This window comes from Streptosporangium sp. NPDC023615, assembly GCF_040640155.1.
In the GTDB taxonomy this organism is placed as follows: Bacteria; Actinomycetota; Actinomycetes; order Streptosporangiales; family Streptosporangiaceae; genus Streptosporangium.
In genome coordinates this window covers 73488-89743 of the sequence record NZ_JBFABE010000029.1, presented here as the reverse complement: position 1 = coordinate 89743, position 16256 = coordinate 73488, and the positions used below count along the sequence as shown (strand labels likewise).

The window sequence follows — 16256 nt, the reverse complement described above, 5'->3', positions numbered from 1 at the left end:
ACCGGTTTCCTCAAGGGCACCGGCGAGAACGCGCTCGGCGGGGTGTTCGGCGCGCTGGCCGGGCAGGGCTGGGTGGACTGGTTGTTCATGCTCGGCCTGCTGGGCGTGGGCACCGCCCTGTTGCTCGGTGTCGGCCTGCGCGTCGCCGCCGTCGCCGGCGGGCTGATGATGGTCCTGATGTGGGCCGCGGCGCTGCCGCTGGAGACCAACCCCTTCCTCGACGACCACCTCATCTACGCCGCCGTCCTGGCCGGGCTGGCCCTGAGCGACGCGGGCCGCACCTGGGGCCTGGGCGCCTGGTGGGCCACCACCCCCCTGGCACGCCGCCACCCCGTCCTGCGCTGACCCGCACCACCCGGAAGGGCGGGCGGACCCCCGGAAAACCCCACGGACCCCCGGCGGCCGACCCGGGATCCGTCCGGTGACGACGAAAAGGCCCACCTCCGCGCCACGCGGCAGGTGGGCCTTTCGGCGTCCGCCCCCGGTCCCGATCGCCGGAGGAGAAGGCCGGGGCGCGGCGCCTCGCCGCCGGTCCGGGGGTGGCGGTACCGCCGGCGGAATTACAAAACACGAGTAGCGTAATAGCCGGTCCCCGCGTATCCTCAATTTCGCTACCTCTGTAGCGGAAAGGAGGAGTGTGACCGAGGACCGGCGCCGCCGGCCCCGGGACACCGGCGTCGGCGAACGCGTCCTGCGGGCGGCCACCGCGCCGCTCCTCGACCGGCTCGCCGGAGCCCTCCACCACCGGGTTCCGATCACCGGGGTCCCGGTGGACCGCGCCTGCACCGAACGCCTGGCGGCGACCGCCCTGGACGGCGCCCTGAACCGACGAGGAACCCCCCGCCATGTCCCTGCCGTCACCGAAGAACCTGGGCGCCTGCCTCGCCGTACTCGCCGCCGCCGGCACGCTGGCGTTCGGCGCGCCGGCGCCCGCGGCCGCCGCGCGGAGCGCCCCCGTCCTGGAGGACCGTCCCTGTCCCGTGCGGGTCCCCGAAGGCACCCGGTGCGGATACCTCGTGGTGCCCGAGCGGCGCGACCTGCCGGGCGGGCGGAGCACCAGGGTGGGCTTCGCCGTCCACCGTTCGACCGCCCCCGGCCGCAGGCCGGACCCGGTCGTCTTCACCGGCGGCGGCCCGGCCTCGGCCTCGATCCCGCTCACCGGCCTCATGGTCGAGATGTTCCGGGACCACGACGTGGTCGTGCTGGAACAGCGCGGCAGCAGGTGGTCCAGCCCTTCGCTCGGCTGCCCGGAGACGGTCCGGGCGATGCTGGACACGCTCGCCACCCCGGGGCGGGCGGAGTCGGAGACGGCCGTGATCGCCGCGGGCGCGGCGGCGTGCCGTGACCGGCTCGGCGTGGACCTGAGGGGGTACCGGACCGAGGAGATCGCCGCCGACGTGGTGGATCTGCGGCGCGCCCTGGGATACCCGCGCTGGAACCTGTTCGGGGTGAGCTACTCCACCCGGTCGATGCTGGCGGCCGCCGCGGCCGATCCCGACGGCACCCGTTCGGTGGTGCTCGACTCCTTCCTCCCGGCCTCGGTCGACTGGTACGACGAGGCGGCCCGCGACCTGGGCGACACGATCGCGAAGCTGGCCGGGCAGGGCCTGCCCGGTCTTCCGGCACGGTTCGCGGCGATGGTCGCCCGGCTGAACACGACACCGGCCGTCGTCACCGTCCGCGACCCGCTGACGGGCGGGCCGCTCACCCTGCGGCTCACCGGCGACGACGTGGCCACGATGCTCGGCGAGGCCATGCACTCGGTCGAGGTCCTGCCGATCGTGCCGACCCTCGTCGACGCCCTGGCCGAGGGCCGGCACGAGGTGCTGCAACCGCTGGCCGACGAGGCCGGCCCCGGCCTGGCCACCCACGAGTACGGCCTCTACCACGCGGTCCAGTGCCAGGACGAGGTGCCGTACAACACCTTCCCGCCGGTGAGGCCCCGGCTGTTCACCGCGGTTCACGACCGCGCGGTGTGCCGGGAGTGGAAGCTGCCGCGCGCCCCCGTTCCCGGCGTCACCACGCGGGCGCCGGTCCTGGTGGTCGGCGGTCGGTACGATCCGACCACACCCACCCGTACGGCCGGACCCGCCGCCGCGGCGCTGCCCGGCGCCCGGTTCGTCGAGTTCGCCGGGGTCGGGCACGCGGTCTTCGTGTCGAGCCGGTGCGGCAGGCAGACCATCGCGGCCTTCGTCTCCGACCCGGCGGCCGGGCCACCCTGCGACCCGGCGAAGGCCGTCTACCGGATCCTGCGCCCGGGAGAGCTCCACCTGACCCCCGCGCTCTACCGGGCCCAGCGCGAACAGTGGACGCCGCTGCCGGTCGTCCCGCTCGTGGTCACCGCGCTGGTCCAGCTCGGCGTGGCCCTGCGGCGTCCGCGCCGCCGCCTGTTCTCGCTGATCGCGGGGGCGTCCGGCCTGGCCTTCGTCGGCCTGACGGCCGGCGCGCTGTACGGGATGATCGCGGAGAACGAGATCGTGGCGGCGGTCGGCGTCCCCGCCGCCGTGCCGTGGTACGGCCTGCTGGCCGGGCTCGCCCTCGCCGCCACCGTCGTGGCCGCCCTGGCCGCCGACCGGCGTCCGGCCGGCCGGGGAGCGGCCGTTCGCGAGGCGGGCCCCGGAGGAGGGGGCGCCGGGGGAGTGGCCGCCGGGGCGGCGGGTCCGGGGGGAGCGGCCTCCAGGGGAGCGGCGGGTCCGGGGGGAGCGGCGTCGGGGGGAGCGGGCGCGCGGGGAGCGTGGGGGCGCCGGGGCGCTCACCTGCTCGCGGGATCGGTGTACGCGGGATTCCTTGCCTGGTGGTGCCTGTACCTCGTGTGACCGTTGTCGGCGGGAGGCCGATCGCCTATCGTCGGTCAGCGATGAACGCCGACACCGAGTCCGCCCCGGGGCCCGAATCCGCCCCGGGGCCCGAATCCGCCCCGGGGCCCGAATCCGGCCCGGGGCGGGGTCGTCCGCCGGACGCGCGGGGAGCCGCGGGCCGTGACGCGAAGGCGCCCGTCAGGCCCGTCTCCCCGCCCGGCCTGGAGATCCGGCCGATGCGCGACGACGACGCCGGCGCGGTGCTCGCGATCTACCAGGCCGGTCTCGACGGGGGGCGGGCCAGCTTCGAGACGACCGCCCCGAGCTGGGAGAGCTTCGTCTCCGGGAAGCTGGCCCACCCGCGCTACGTCGCCGTCGTCACCGGCGCCCGTACCGGGACGGACGCCCCCACCGGGACCGGCACCCGTGGCGGGACCGGCGCCGGCCCCGCCCCCGGGGAGGTCGCCGGCTGGGTGGCCGCCTCGCGGGTGTCGGCGCGCCCGGTCTACGCGGGCGTGGTCGAGCACAGCCTCTACGTCCGCCAGGGTCTTCAGGGCCGCGGTGTCGGCCGCGCGCTGCTGGCCGCGTTCATCGCCGCGAGCGAGGAGGCGGGCATCTGGACGATCCAGGGCGGGATCTTCCCCGAGAACGCGCCCAGCCTCTCCCTGCACCTGGCGCTCGGATTCCGCGTGGTCGGCGTCCGTGAGCGCGTCGGCCGCCACCACGGGGTCTGGCGGGACGTGATCCTGCTGGAACGGCGCAGCGCGGTCGCGGGGACATGACCCCGCACCAGGGCCGCGAACAGGGCCGTGTCCCCGGAGTAGACCAGGGAGGCACCCCCCGCCTCGACGCGCACGGCGAAGGCCGGCATGCCGTGCGCCACCTCCCGGCTGGTCAGCGTGAGCGGGCCCACCCGTACCCGGTGCCCGTCGTGCAGTTCCCGGACGGCGAAGGCCGACTCGATCGGGCTGCGGGCCGGGCCGTTGGTGAGGAAGTGCGCCAGCCGGTCGGCGATGCCCGGCGGGCCGTACAGGGGGATCGGCGCGGTGAGCCGCACGTCGGCGTAGAGGGCGCCGTAGTAGGCGGTGAGCAGGTCGGCGCTGTGGTCGGCGTGCATGTGCGAGATCCAGATCGCGTCCAGCTCGTCCAGGCGGACGTGCCGCCGGAGCCGGGCCAGGGTGCCGCTTCCCGCGTCCATCCACACCCGGGTGCCGCCGCAGGACACCAGGTACCCCGAGCACGGGTTGTCCACGCCGGGATAGGGCGTCGCCGACCCCAGGACGGTGAGGCGGAAATCGTCGGTCATCCGGAGAGCGTAGAACACCCGCCCCCGGAGGCGGGGAGCCGGAGGTCGGGCCCGCGACCCCGGCGAACGCGACGGATCCAGCGGAGCCGGCGGGCCTGACGACCCCGCGGGTCTGACGACCCGGGCGGGCCTGACGACCCCGGCGGACCCGGCGGGCTCGCGTACGGCGCCGGGCTCACCGCACGTCGCGATGGGCCAGCAGGAGCACCAGCACGAAAAGCGGCAGCGCCGCCGCCCACCAGACGTGGGCCGCGTCCCAGTGCGGGGCCCCGGGCTCCGGCCAGGCCGCGTCCCCCACCGGCCGCGCCGCGACGACGAGCACGAGCTGCACGAGCACGCCCGCGAGCGCGGCCTGCCTGCCCGGGTGGTGCCGTACCGCGAGCGCCGCCCCGGCCAGGGCCGCCAGCACGCACCCCGCCGCCTCGACGGCGGTGCCGGCCAGGGGGAGCGCGTCGCCGGGGGCGAGCCGCGCGGCGACGATCGCGTACGTCACCCCCCAGCCCGCGGCGGCGACCGCGCCGGCCATGACGGTCCGTGCCCACTGGCGGACCCAGCGGGGCACCGGGGTGGCCGCGGTTCCGGTACCCATGGCGTCCACCAGGGCGAAGGCGGCCGCCGCGCCGAGCAGCAGCGCGGCCGTCCGCAGGACGAGCAGCCCGAGGCTCGGATCGACCGGCTCGCCGGGCCGGACCACGGCTGCGAGAGCGGCGGCGAGCGGGACCGCCACCGCCAGGGGCGGCCAGTCGATCGCCCGCGCCAGCGGGAGCAGCAGCGCGGGCGCCGGCGGCAACGGGCCGGGCGCGGAGCGGGTCACGGGCACGGGACGTCCTTCCCGGAGGGGAACTCGGGTCGCAGGCCCAGCAGCGGCAACGCCTGCTCGATCGTCGTCCCGGGGGCGGTGAGCACGTCCCAACCGGCCCGTACCCGCCGGTCCGCGTCGGGCCGTCCCAGCAGGCGGCGGGCGTAACCGACCTCGGCCGCGCCGTAGCGCACGCCGAGCTGGCCGGGGAACCAGAGCTCGCGGCCGTCGTCGCCCATCCTCACCCGGAGCTGCCACGCGGGCGCGGGCCCCCCGGACGGCACCCCGCGCCAGTCGTCCGGGCCGGGGGCCTCCAGCAGCGGCCCGGCGCGCCCGGCGAGCCAGAGCGCCACCACGGTACGGGCCCGGCCGAGGCCGCCGCACCGGCCTTCGGGGCCGGTGGCGTCCAGGCCGGTGACCGCGGCGGCCACCCTTCCGGCCAGCACCGTGCCGTGCTGACCGGGGTCGGTGGACCAGACCGTCCAGGTCCGCGGCGTGTTCGGGCCGTCGAGGGCGGAGGAGTGGGCCGGTCCCTGCCGGATGACCGGGATCCGCTCCAGCGCCCGTCGCGGCACCGCCGACACGATCGGCCGCACCGCCCGCGCCCACGCGCCGATCCACGGCCGGTAGGCGGGGTAGGCGCAGTAGGAGACGCCGTCGTGCCGCTCGCACACCTGGCCTCCTTGGCCTCCTTGGCCCCCTTGGTCCGCCGGGCCCGCCGGGCCCGCCGGGCCCGGGGCGGCGCGCGACGCCGTCCCCGGCGCCGGGGCCGAGGCCGTCGCCGAGGCTCCCGCCGGGACCGCGACGAGCAGGGCGGCCAGCGCCACCACGGTGCGGGCGGGACGCGGTCCGTGCCGCAGCAGGGCCACGGCGGCACAGAACACCGCCGCCGCGAGCAGGTAGACCAGGTGCCACCCGGTGGGCCTGTCCCCCCAGCTCACGTCGTGGGCGGGGACCACCGGCAGGAACCACCCCCCGTACTCGCCCCGCGGGTCGCCCAGAAGGGCGAACGCCACCAGGAAGATCGCGACCGGTGGGGCGACCGGCCAGGGCGTCCAGCGGCCGAGCGCCGCACCGGCCGACGCCGCGAGCATCGCCAGCGCGACCCCGCCGAACGCCTCGTACGGGTCGAGCCGCCCCGCCGCCGTGTCGGACGCCGACACGACCAGCAGGTACGGGAAGATCATCACGGTCGCGACCAGGCCCCCGACGGCCGGGGCCGCCAGGACCACCGCCCGGGTGCGCGCCACCTCGCGCGCGGGCATCGCGGCCAGCCTCTCGGGCAGGCCGTGCCGGCGGTCCCGGCTCGCGGCGAGGTGGGCGACGACCAGCATGGCCGCGGCGACGAGCGACGAACCGGCGACCGTGTCGATCGCCGTCATCGTCAGGTCCGGCAGCCAGGCGGCGTTCCGGACGGCCACCACGGCCAGCGCCAGCGCCGCCGCCGCCCACGGGACCGGGTGGCGCAACAGGCGCCGGGCCTCGAAGAGCACCAGCGCCCGGTTCACGCGGCGGCCCCGGTGTCCCCGCTGCCCCCGCCGAGCAGCAGCAGGTAACCGTCCTCGACACCGGGCTCGGCCGGGACGGCTCCCGGCGGCCGGGCGCCCAGGGTCCGGTAACGGCCGTCGGCGGTCCGCCAGAACACCTCCGAGGCGGCCGGCGAACGGTCGGAGGACCAGACCCGCCCGGCGGCGGTGGCGGCCAGGCCCGCCGGGGTGCCCTCGAAGACGGCCCGGCCGCCCCTCATCACGACCACCCGCTCGCACAGGGCCGCGACGTCCTCGGTCTGGTGGGTGGACAGCAGCACGGTACGGCTCTCGCCGAGCCGCGACACCAGCGCGCGGAACCGCATCCGCTGCTCGGGGTCCAGGCCGACCGTGGGCTCGTCCAGGACGAGCAGGCCCGGATCGCCGAGCAGCGCCTGGGCCAGGGCCAGCCGCTGCCTCATCCCGCCGGACAGCCCGCGGACCCTCGTCCGCGCGCGGTCGGTCAGGTCGACCTCCGCCAGCACCCGGCGCACCTCCCGGTGGCGCTCGCGCCGGTCGTTCAGCTCCTTGAGGATCGCGACGTACTCGGTCAGCTCGAAGACGGTGAAGTGCGGGTAGAAGCCGGGGTCCTGAGGGAGGTAGCCGAGACGGCGGCGCAGCTCGGTGCGCTGCGCGCGGTCGGCGGGGTCCAGGCCCAGGGCACGCACCCGGCCGCCGTCGGGGGCGAGCGTGGTCGCCAGGATCCGCAGGAGCGTGGTCTTGCCCGCGCCGTTGGGGCCCAGCAGTCCGGTCACGCCGGGCCCGAATCGCAGCGTCGGGCCGTCGAGCACCGTCCTGCGGCCGAATCGCTTGGTCAGTTCCGAGACGCTGACGGTCGGTTCCACCGGGGCTCTCCAGGGTCGAAGCGGGCACGCCGCAGGTAGACGAGGGGGATCAGGAGCACGGTCGCCGCCCCGTAGAGGATCTGCGCCGCGGGGGAGAACAGCGCCAGCCGGTCGCCGGTCAGCTCCCCGCCGGCCGCCACCGCGCCGAACCAGGCCGCGACGAGCACGGCCGCCGAGACCGGCGGGGCGACGCGGGTCGCCAGGGCGAGAGTGGTGGCGGTCAGGGCGAGGGACGGCAGCAGCCAGGCGGCGGCCAGACCCGGCGGGCCCGGCAGCAACGGCGTGGCGAGCCCGGTCAGGGCGATCGCGCACACCAGCACCGCGAGGGCGCGCAGCAGCAGCGACCGGGAACCCGCCATGGGCGTGGCGGCCTGCGTCTCGTGGACGGGGTCGACGTGCGGCCCGTAGGCCAGCGCGATCCCGGCCAGGGGGAGCACGGGGGCGACCGCGAGGAAGAACAGCAGCGGGTGAACCGTCCGAGCCGCGCCGGCGGAGTCGACGAGGTGGGCCACGGCCACGGCGCAGACCACCGTCGCGGTCACGGCGACCAGCCACCCCCGCGCCAGGGCCGGGGTCGCCGCCAGGAAGACGGCGACGTGCTCGGGGACGCCGCACCGCCGCAGGACGCGCGCGACCACCCTCGGCCGCGGCCGGTCCACGACCTCCTCGATCCTCTCCCAGCCGTCCGCGAGCCATTCCCGCTCGTACGGCACCGCCTCGCGGCAGCGCGCGCACCCCATCAGGTGGGATTCCACGGACATGACCTGAACCGGTTCCAGGTGGCCCGTGGTGTAGCGCTCGATCAGCTCGCCGGGCAGATGCCACTGCGTGTTCACGCGAGATACCCCCTGAGCCGGGCCTTGGCCCGCATGACGCGGGTCTTGACGGTGCCTTCCGGAACGCCGAGCAGGCAGGCGGCCTCCCGCACGGTGAGGCCGTCGAGCACGGTGGCCTGGATCGCGGCGCGAAGGTCGGGGGAGAGCCGGGCCAGGGCGCCGCCCAGGTCGCCGTGCTCGACCCCGACCAGGACGGCGTCCTCGGCCGACTGGGTGACCGCGGAGGGGACGTGGGGCCAGTGCTCCTCCGCCAGCGGCACGCCGTCGCGGCCCGCACCGGGCCGTCGCAGCGCGGAGATGAGCCTGCGGACGGCGATGGTCCAGATCCACGCCGCCGCCTGGCCCTCCGTCGAGCGGTACCGGCGCGCGTCACGCCAGACGGCGACGAAGGTGTCCTGGATCGCGTCGTCGACGAGGTCGGGGTCGGCGCAGCGACGGGCCAGGCGTGCCCGCAACCAGGGGGCGTGCCGCTGGTGCAGCATCCTCAGCGCCTCCGTCCGCCCGGCGGCGACGGCCGCGAGCAGTTCGGCGTCGTCACTGAGCGGTCCGATCGGCGGACGGTCGCGACGCGGGAGAAAAGATCGCACATTCCGGTCTATCGCAGGATCGGTCCCGCCCGGTTCCCCCGATCCGGGGATTCATCCCGGAGAACAGGCGTCCGGGCCCGCCGGGTGGCGCCGGGCCCGGGGGCGTCAGCGGGACTCCAGGCCGGCCGGCATCCGCGTCAGGACGTCGACCGCGGTCAGGTGCTCCCCGGCGCCGACCCCCTCGGTGGCGCGGGCCCGGGTGGCGTCCACCAGGGTCCGCACCTCCTCGTGCGCCCGGACGCCGGCCGGGGCCGAGGCCGGTCCCCGAACACCCGCTTCCCTCGACCCCGTCCTGTTCGGGGTGATCGACGCGGTGGAGGAGAGGGAGGGCGGCGTGACGGTCACCTCGGTGTCCGACCGCCTGGGCGTCGATCAGCCCCGCGCCAGCCGCCTGGTGGCCAGAGCGGTCGACGCGGGACTGGTCAGGGGGGTGGCCGACCCGGCCGACGGCCGTCGCAGCACGCTGGAGCTGACCGCGCTCGGCACCGAGCACGCCGAGCGGGTCCATCGTCTCCGCCGCGAGGTGTTCGGCACGGCGATGCGCGGCCGGCCCGAGCGCGACCGGCGGGAGTTCGCCCGCCTGCTCACCGCATTCGTGGCGGAGCTGGGAGCGCGTCATCGCGAGGCGGGGTACGGGTGAGCCCGCCGGTCGCGTCCGGGCGCGCGGGAGCCGCGGAGCGGTGTCACGGGCGTCCGGGCGCGGTGAAACGCGCGATGAACGGCTGCGCGCCGGAGACCCGGACCCGCTGCACGTGCGCCGGGACGAGCCCCCACCGGATGCCGGCGGCGATGTCGGCGGCGCCGGGCAGCAGGAGCACGGCCGTCCCGCCGGGGGCCAGGACGCGCCGCAGCTCGGCCCACCAGCGCTCCGGGGAGGAGGCGAGCAGCCCGCCCGCCGTGACCTGCCCGCCCCAGGGCGGGTTGCACAGCACCCGGTCGGCCCCGCCGTCCGGCAGCGGCAGGCGTCCGGCGTCGGCCCGCCCGACGGTCACCGGCAGCGCGCCCGCGTTCTCCCGCGTCGCCCGCACCGCGTCCGGGGACAGGTCGAAGCCGCGCAGAAGCGCCTCCGGCTGGTGCGAGGCGGCCTCGATCAGCAGGGTCCCGGCGCCGCAGCACGGGTCGAGGACCGTCAGGCCCGGCCGCAGGTCGGCCATCCGCGCCATGGCGGCGGCCACCGGCGGATGCAGGGTCCCCGCCAGGGAACGCCGCTTGTACGCGCGCCGGTGCAGGGGCCGGTCGGTGATCCTCAGCATGAGGGTGGCCCGCGTGCCGTCCAGGGTGAGCCGCCACCCGGTGTGGCCGCCGGGCGGCGCGAGCCCGGTCCGGCGCGAGTGGTACCCCACCCCCAGCCGGTGTGCCAGGACCCGGCCGACCGCGTCCTCGGCGTCGTGGCGGTTGAAGTTCCGCCCGCCCAGGAACGACGCCGAGACCTCGACGCCGGTCACCGCGCCGGCGCCGCCGTACCGGCGCCGTGACCGCAGCAGGTCGTCGAGATCGGCCTCGCCGGCGAGCTCGGCCAGGCCGGGGAGCCCTTCCCTGCCGGGACCGATGTCGGGACCCCGCGCGGCGAGGAGGAACACGTCGTCGGCGGTGGCGGGCCCGACGGCCCACGGCCCGGCCCGGAGGGTGTGGAAGTGGACTTCGCGGTGTCCCAGACGGGTGACCGTCGAGAGCTCGGACTGGAGGATCTCGGCGGCGACCGCCTGCTCCAGACCACGGACGCACCGCGCCACCAGGCGCGCCGCCGTCATGGGACGGCGGGGACGCTGGGACGCGGAGCGGTGAGGAAACGTGCGCGTTCGCGCATGATGATCGTTCTTCTCCCACGTCGGCCCGAGGCGGCGCTGCGCAGCCTCGCGTCACCGGCGACGGGACGGCCTCGTCTCGCCGGTGGGGGCCTAACGCAGGGTGAAGAAGAACGCGAACGTCATGGCGGAGATCATAATCGGCCGGGACCGTACCGGCAACCGGGCTTCCACGGCGCCGGGGAGGGGCACGACCGGCAGGGGCGCCGGGCGGGGGCGGGAGGGCGGGGGAGGAGGTCACAGGGGGGGAGACGCGGGGCGGGGGGTCGCCGGGACAGGGGCCTCGTCGCGGCGGGCCGAGGCCGCGGCGGCGAACGCCTCGACCAGCGGGCCGGTACGGGCCGTCCGCCAGGTGAGGACGGCCCTCGCCGGCGGCATGTCCACGATCGGGACGAAGGTGACGCCGGGATAGCGGCGGAAACGGGTCGTGCCGGTGTCCACCGGGACGACGAGCTCGCCGCGCGCGACCAGGTGAAGGGTCTCCCGGTAGGTGCCCTCCACCCGGACCCGGCGGATCGGGCGCCCGGCGGGTGTCCGGCGCGGCCAGTACGACTCGCGCAGGCGCGGCGGGATCGTGCCGGGCATCGCCGGGACCGCGAGGTCGCCGAGCTGTTCCAGCGTCACCCGGCCCGCCGCCGCCAGCGGATGATCCTCGGCGATCGCCAGGACGCGGTCGTGGGAGCCCAGCCCGGGGCCGACGGTCACCTCCGGGTCCTCGACGGGCAGGAACGTGGCCAGCATGTCGACGCCGCCGTCCCAGGCCTCGCGCAGGCCGTCCATGGTCACCTGGACCAGGTGCACGGCACAGCCGGGGTGGGCGAGGCGGAAGGCGTCGGCGATCTCGGTGAGTGGCGCGCCCGCCAGGTTCGGCAGGTGACCGACGCGCAGCTCGCCCGACAGGCCCCTGGCGTGGGCCCTGGCGTCCTCCAGTGCCCGCCCCAGCGCGTGGAACGACGGCCCCGCCGTGCCGAGCAGCCGCTCGCCCAGGCCGGTCAGGACGACGCGGCGGCTGGTGCGCTCGAACAGGGGAGCCCCCACCCGTCTCTCCAGGGCGCGGATGAGCTGGCTGACGCGTGCCTGGGACAGCCGCATCTCCTCGGCCGCGCGGCCGAAGTGCAGGGTGCGCGCCAGGGTGAGGAACGCCTCGATCTCCCTGAAGTCCATGCCCTCAGGTATACCGATAAGCCTCGCTCATCGGCGGTTCAGGACTTCGTCCTTGTTCCGGCGGCGGCCGCCGCGAAAGCGTGGGGGCATGGTCATCGATGTCTGGGCGCAGCCCGTCCCGAGCGAGCGCCCCGGCCGCCTCGCCGTCCCCGAGATCACCCGCCTGTTCGAGAGGTCCGGCAGCGCGGCGCTGCTCCGCGCCCCGCTCGGGCCGGACGAACTGGTCGCCCTGATGGACGAGGCCGGGGTCGACGTGCTGCTGCTGTCGGCCTGGCACCGTCCCGGGGGCTGGGTGATCGGCAACGACGACGTGGCCGTGTTCACCCGGGCCCATCCGGAACGGTTCGCCGGCATCGCCTCGGTGGACCTGTCGCGGCCCGTCGCGGCCGTGCGCGAGCTGCGCCGGGCCGTGGAGGAGCTGGGGTTCGTGGGCCTGCGCGTCGTGCCCTGGCTCTGGGACCTCCCGCCGGACCACCGGCTCTACTACCCGCTGTACGCCGCCTGCGTGGACCTCGGCCTGCCGTTCTGCACCCAGGTGGGACACACCGGGCCGCTCATGCCGTCCGAGCCCGGCCGTCCCGTTCCCTACCTGGACCGGGTCGCGCTGGACTTCCCCGAGCTGACGATCGTGGCCGGTCACATCGGGCACCCCTGGACGGACGAGATGATCGGCGTCGCCTGGAAGCACGACAACGTGTACATCGACACCTCGGCGCACCTGCCCCGCTACTACCCCGACCGGCTCGTCCACTTCATGAACACCTACGGCCGGGGCAAGGTGATGTTCGGGACGAACTGGCCGCAGCTCGCGCACGCCGAGGCGCTCGCCCAGGTGGCGTCCCTGCCGCTCACCGACGCGGCCCGCGCCGACTTCCTCGCCGGCACCGCGCGCCGCGTGTTCCGCTTGCCCGAGGGGGCATCCCGCGCGTCAGCGGGTGCTCCCTCCGGGCCGCCGGTCGTCGCGCCGTGAACCACGGGGCGCTCTCGCGGGAAACGCCCTGGACGGGCGCTCACCGGCCGGGGAGGTGCCGGAGGGTGTAGTCGGCGGCGGCGAAGTCACCGCCCTGGGGGTCGTCGCCGCTCAGGTGGCCCGCCGTCCCGGGGAACCGGTCCGCGTACGTCTCGGCGTCGTCGAGCGGGCGGTACCCGAGCCGGTCGTCCAGCTCCCAGAACCGGCGGGTGTTGGCCGAGACCGCGTACGCGGCGGTGAACGTGACGTCCGGCGCGGTCAGCGCGGCCCAGAAGAAGCCGGCGCAGTCGCGGGGGCTCAGCCAGGTGGCCAGGTGCCGCGGGCCGGCGGGTTCGGGCTCCAGGCTGCCGATGCGCAGGCAGACCACCTGGAGCCCGAACTTGTCGGCGTACAGGCGGCCGAGGGCCTCCACGGCGACCTTGCTGACGCCGTACAGCCCGTCCGGGCGGGGAGGCGTGTCCGCCGAGACCGTCCGCCCGGCCGGATGGAAGCCGGTCAGCCGGTTGCTGCTCGCCAGCACCACGCGCCCGACGCCGGTGAGCCGCGCGGCCTCCAGCACGTGATGGGTGCCCAGGACGTTGCCCTCCAGCAGGTCGGGGAGCGGAGCCTCGTCCGGCACGCCGGCGAGGTGCACGATCGCGTCGACAACCCCGGCGTCCCCGGCATCCTCGATGATCGACGCCACCTCCTCGACGGAGGACAGGTCGGCCCGGCGGACCTCCTCGTCCGGCCCCCCGGGGACCAGCGGCGCACGATCGACCGAGACCAGCCGGCGCAGCCGGGCGCGCAGCGGCTCCCGCAGCGCGGACCCGACCCGTCCGGCGGCACCGGTGAGAACGACCGTTTCGATTGTCATGCGCCCGAGTCTGTCACCGGCCGCCGACGCCTCCGCTCACCGGCCCGCGCGGACGCGATCCGACGGCGGGCGTCTCCTGAGGTGACGAACGGGATGGGCGGGGGTCCGCAGGCGGCTGCCGCCGTAGCGGACACCGCCGTGGACGACCCGGGAGGCGAGGGCCAGCCAGATGCAGGTGGCGCGTTCCAGCACCCAGACCGGGGCGAACAAGACGGTGACCGGCGGGAAGACCCTCCGCCCGCCCGCCCTGCGGCGGCCGGTCTCGGCCATCGCGATCGTCAGCGCGGCACCGGCGAGGAGCGGGCGGGGACGGCGCCGCAGCAGGCCGGCGGCCAGCAGGGGGGCGACGGCCAGGAAGAGCGCCATCCTGGCCGGTTGCGCCAGATCGTCGTAGGCCTGGCGCACCCGCTGGGACCAGAACCTGGTCGCGTCCGGGGGCAGGCGGCGGACGTAGAGGTCCAGCGGGCGGTCCTCGTGCCCGCCGTGGGCGCGGACGGTGCGGATGAGTTCGAGGTTCTCGAACAGCACGTCGCCGTCGTAGCCGCCCATCGCCTCGAAGGTCGAGCGCCGGATGCCGAACGTGCCGGGATAGTCGGCGCCCACGGCGCGGTTGAGGAGGGTGCGGGCGGTGTCCCAGCGGGCGTGCCAGGGCAGCGGGTCGAAGTAGTTCTGCGGGCGGACCAGGTCGGCGGTGCGCAGCAGGTCGTCGAGCCTGGCGAGCTCGGCCTCGCCGTAGCGGACGTCGTCGTCGGCGATGACGACGTGCTCGGCGCGGGCCAGGCGCATGCCGGTGACCACCCCGTTGACCTTGCCGTTGGCGAAGCTCAGGTCGGCGTCGGGAGGGACGTGGCGCACCAGGCCCCTCCAGCGGGCGGCGTGCCGTTCGAACAGAGGGGACGGGGAGCCGTCGACGACGGTGACGTTCACGAGGCGGCCGAGCCCGCGCAGGTAGGCGGTGAGCTCGTCCAGGTCGCCGTCGCCCTCGTCGTTCCAGCGCAACGGCAGGACGTAGTCCATGGTCGCCCGGCTCGTCACCTGCTCACCGCCGTCAGGCCGGTTTGTCACCTGCTCTTCGCCGTCGGCTCGGCCCGTCATCGGCCCACCGCCGTCGGTCCTGCCCCTCATCGGACCACCGCCATCAGCTCGGCCCGGCGCAGCGAGGTGGTGCCGTGCCGCCAGCTGTCCATGAGGTGCTCGGCGAAGAGACGGTCCAGGGTCAGGCCGCAGGCCGCGCCGTACAGGACGTCCGGGGCGAGGCCGGGTTCGGTGGCGGCGAACCCGCCGCACATGTCGTGGGCGGCGATCTGCTCGTGGGCGGCGTCGGCCTGGACGTGCTCGTCGTAGAAGCGGCAGGCCGCGGCGTCCCCGCCCAGCCTCCGCAGCCCGCGGGCGTAGGTGAGGTTGGGCAGCGAGGAGGTCATCTCGAAGGCGGCGAGGTGGCCGAGCAGGGCTCCGCGGCGGCGGCGGTGCAGGCCGAACAGCGACATGGTGTTGCCGATCGCCAGGGTGAGGGCCGGGACGTGCTCCAGGTAGGCGCCGTAGGAGTCGTCCAGGTCCAGGGCGCGCATGGTGGCGCGGAACAGCTCGGAGTGCATGCGGTCGAGGCGGCCGCCGCCGTACTCGTCGGTCTGGATCTCCACGAGGGCCGCCTTGGCCGCGCCGTGCAGGCGGGGGATGGCCCAGGTGTGGGGGTCGGCCTCCTTGAGGTGGTAGATGGAGCGGTGGGTGACGAACTCGCGGAACTGGTCCAGGTCGGCCTTCCTGGCCAGGAAGGCCGCGAGCCCGGGGCCGCCGTCGGTGGCCGCCACCAGGTCCGCGAGCGCGCGGCGCATGGGCTTTCCGGCAGGCGGGGGCGGGGTGGGGACGGCGCGGCGCAGGCCCTCCTCGAACACCCGCTCAAGATCCTGGCGCAGGGCGAGCAGCGAGGGGTTCCACTCCCACTCGTCGTCCACTCCCTCGAACCCCCGGTAGTGCAACTCGTAACAGGTGAACAGGGCCAGTTGCAGGTCCTCGTCGTACAACACCGGCCCCCGGGGGGAGAACGGGGGCGGGTCGAAACGGTGCGGCGGGTTCGCCAGCTCCTCGAAGAGGAGGGTCGTGAGGGGACCGCGGGGTGTGGGCAGCTTCATCGTGGACTTCCACTCGTCGAACACCTGTGCCATATGGCTCCTCGTGCCCTCACGTCGCAGGGGCTAACCTGCGCGGGGGGCGGACGGTGAGAAGGCCTGCTCAGGGCGGGTGCGGGGCGACCGGGGCAGATCGCCGCGAAGGAGGGGACTTTGGTCCCTAACATCCCCCCGCGGCGAACGGGCAGCCTGGAGGGTATGAAGCTCGACTCGGCAGGTCTGCAGATCCTTTCCCGGCAGGAGTGCCTGGCGCTTCTGGGGTCGGTCCCGATCGGGCGCATCGTGTTCACCGATCGCGCCCTGCCCGCCGTGCAACCGGTGAACTTCGTCCTGGACGCCGAGCGGGTGGTGATCCGTACCGCTGTCGGTTCCAAGCTGGCCGCGGCGGCACAGAACGCGATCGTGGCGTTCGAGGCCGACGAGTTCGCCCCGGAGAGCCGTACCGGGTGGTCGGTGACGGTGGTCGGGCCCGCGCGGGCGGTGCGCGAGCCGGAGGAGATCGCCTACCTGGCCGGGCTCCCGCTGCACACCTGGGCACCGGGCAGCCGTGACCACTACATCGTGGTGGGGACCGAGCACGTCACCGGCCGCCGCCTGTCCTCGGTGGACGTGGGGTAGGGCCGACGTGGCCCGACGTG

Annotated in this window: 15 protein-coding genes and 2 pseudogenes; 6 read left to right on the top strand and 11 right to left on the bottom strand. The window is 75.8% G+C overall.

Annotated features, from left to right (window positions below; translation table 11 throughout):
• The 3 genes and pseudogenes from AB0G16_RS21230 to AB0G16_RS21220 all read left to right on the top strand — a co-directional run.
• Positions 1–345 (top strand): annotated as a pseudogene (locus tag AB0G16_RS21230) (hypothetical protein); the annotation flags it as partial.
• Between the two features lie 500 nt (positions 346–845).
• Positions 846–2816: an alpha/beta fold hydrolase gene (locus tag AB0G16_RS21225; protein WP_362807314.1), complete on the top strand. Its 1971-nt coding sequence runs from the start codon at positions 846–848 to the stop codon at positions 2814–2816.
• A 41-nt stretch (positions 2817–2857) separates the two neighbouring features.
• A pseudogene (locus tag AB0G16_RS21220) lies at positions 2858–3424 on the top strand (GNAT family N-acetyltransferase); the annotation flags it as partial.
• Here the strand turns inward: AB0G16_RS21220 and AB0G16_RS21215 are convergent.
• The 6 genes from AB0G16_RS21215 to AB0G16_RS21190 all read right to left on the bottom strand — a co-directional run bounded on the left by AB0G16_RS21215 (position 3349) and on the right by AB0G16_RS21190 (position 8661).
• Positions 3349–4104 (bottom strand): MBL fold metallo-hydrolase, encoded by a 756-nt coding sequence (locus AB0G16_RS21215; protein WP_362807312.1) that lies wholly within the window; start codon positions 4102–4104, stop codon positions 3349–3351. The pseudogene AB0G16_RS21220 and the gene AB0G16_RS21215 sit on opposite strands and share 76 nt — an antisense overlap.
• Positions 4105–4279: 175 nt before the next feature.
• Complete coding sequence (locus AB0G16_RS21210; protein WP_362807310.1) at positions 4280–4924, bottom strand: hypothetical protein; 645 nt, start codon at positions 4922–4924, stop codon at positions 4280–4282.
• Positions 4915–6411, bottom strand: coding sequence for a hypothetical protein (locus AB0G16_RS21205; RefSeq protein ID WP_362807307.1), 1497 nt, complete (start codon positions 6409–6411; stop codon positions 4915–4917). The genes AB0G16_RS21210 and AB0G16_RS21205 overlap by 10 nt, the downstream gene beginning before the upstream one ends.
• Complete coding sequence (locus AB0G16_RS21200) at positions 6408–7274, bottom strand: ABC transporter ATP-binding protein (RefSeq protein ID WP_362807304.1); 867 nt, start codon at positions 7272–7274, stop codon at positions 6408–6410. The genes AB0G16_RS21205 and AB0G16_RS21200 overlap by 4 nt, the downstream gene beginning before the upstream one ends.
• On the bottom strand, positions 7244–8110 hold the full coding sequence (locus tag AB0G16_RS21195) for a zf-HC2 domain-containing protein (protein WP_362807302.1): 867 nt from the start codon (positions 8108–8110) through the stop codon (positions 7244–7246). The genes AB0G16_RS21200 and AB0G16_RS21195 overlap by 31 nt, the downstream gene beginning before the upstream one ends.
• On the bottom strand, positions 8107–8661 hold the full coding sequence (locus AB0G16_RS21190; protein ID WP_362807319.1) for an RNA polymerase sigma factor: 555 nt from the start codon (positions 8659–8661) through the stop codon (positions 8107–8109). The genes AB0G16_RS21195 and AB0G16_RS21190 overlap by 4 nt, the downstream gene beginning before the upstream one ends.
• Positions 8662–8896: 235 nt before the next feature.
• Here AB0G16_RS21190 and AB0G16_RS21185 point away from each other — a divergent pair, with 235 nt between their 5' ends.
• Positions 8897–9337, top strand: a complete 441-nt coding sequence (locus AB0G16_RS21185; RefSeq protein ID WP_362807299.1) for a MarR family winged helix-turn-helix transcriptional regulator — start codon at positions 8897–8899, stop codon at positions 9335–9337.
• Between the two features lie 43 nt (positions 9338–9380).
• Here the strand turns inward: AB0G16_RS21185 and AB0G16_RS21180 are convergent, their stop codons facing one another.
• Together AB0G16_RS21180 and AB0G16_RS21175 are read right to left on the bottom strand one after the other, a co-directional pair.
• On the bottom strand, positions 9381–10448 hold the full coding sequence (locus AB0G16_RS21180) for a methyltransferase domain-containing protein (RefSeq protein ID WP_362807297.1): 1068 nt from the start codon (positions 10446–10448) through the stop codon (positions 9381–9383).
• Positions 10449–10739: 291 nt separating this feature from the next.
• A complete protein-coding gene (locus AB0G16_RS21175; protein ID WP_362807294.1) occupies positions 10740–11666 on the bottom strand; it encodes a LysR family transcriptional regulator in 927 nt (308 codons plus the stop codon).
• Positions 11667–11754: 88 nt separating this feature from the next.
• Between AB0G16_RS21175 and AB0G16_RS21170 the strand changes: the two genes are divergently transcribed.
• The gene (locus AB0G16_RS21170; protein WP_362807291.1) at positions 11755–12636 is read left to right on the top strand and encodes an amidohydrolase family protein; all 882 of its coding nucleotides are present in this window, start codon (positions 11755–11757) and stop codon (positions 12634–12636) included.
• A 40-nt stretch (positions 12637–12676) separates the two neighbouring features.
• On the opposite strand, the gene AB0G16_RS21165 is transcribed toward AB0G16_RS21170, so the two are convergent.
• Genes AB0G16_RS21165 through AB0G16_RS21155 form a run of 3 tightly spaced genes read right to left on the bottom strand, consistent with a single transcriptional unit; the run spans position 12677 to position 15654 of the window.
• Positions 12677–13492, bottom strand: a complete 816-nt coding sequence (locus AB0G16_RS21165) for an NAD(P)-dependent oxidoreductase (protein WP_362807288.1) — start codon at positions 13490–13492, stop codon at positions 12677–12679.
• Positions 13493–13528: 36 nt separating this feature from the next.
• On the bottom strand, positions 13529–14557 hold the full coding sequence (locus AB0G16_RS21160) for a glycosyltransferase family 2 protein (RefSeq protein ID WP_362807285.1): 1029 nt from the start codon (positions 14555–14557) through the stop codon (positions 13529–13531).
• A gap of 56 nt (positions 14558–14613) precedes the next feature.
• Positions 14614–15654 carry an iron-containing redox enzyme family protein gene (locus AB0G16_RS21155; RefSeq protein ID WP_362807282.1) on the bottom strand — a complete coding sequence of 347 codons (1041 nt, stop codon included), beginning with the start codon at positions 15652–15654 and terminating at the stop codon, positions 14614–14616.
• Positions 15655–15816: 162 nt separating this feature from the next.
• Here AB0G16_RS21155 and AB0G16_RS21150 point away from each other — a divergent pair, with 162 nt between their 5' ends.
• Positions 15817–16236, top strand: coding sequence for a pyridoxamine 5'-phosphate oxidase family protein (locus tag AB0G16_RS21150; RefSeq protein ID WP_362807279.1), 420 nt, complete (start codon positions 15817–15819; stop codon positions 16234–16236).
• Positions 16237–16256 lie beyond the last annotated feature (20 nt).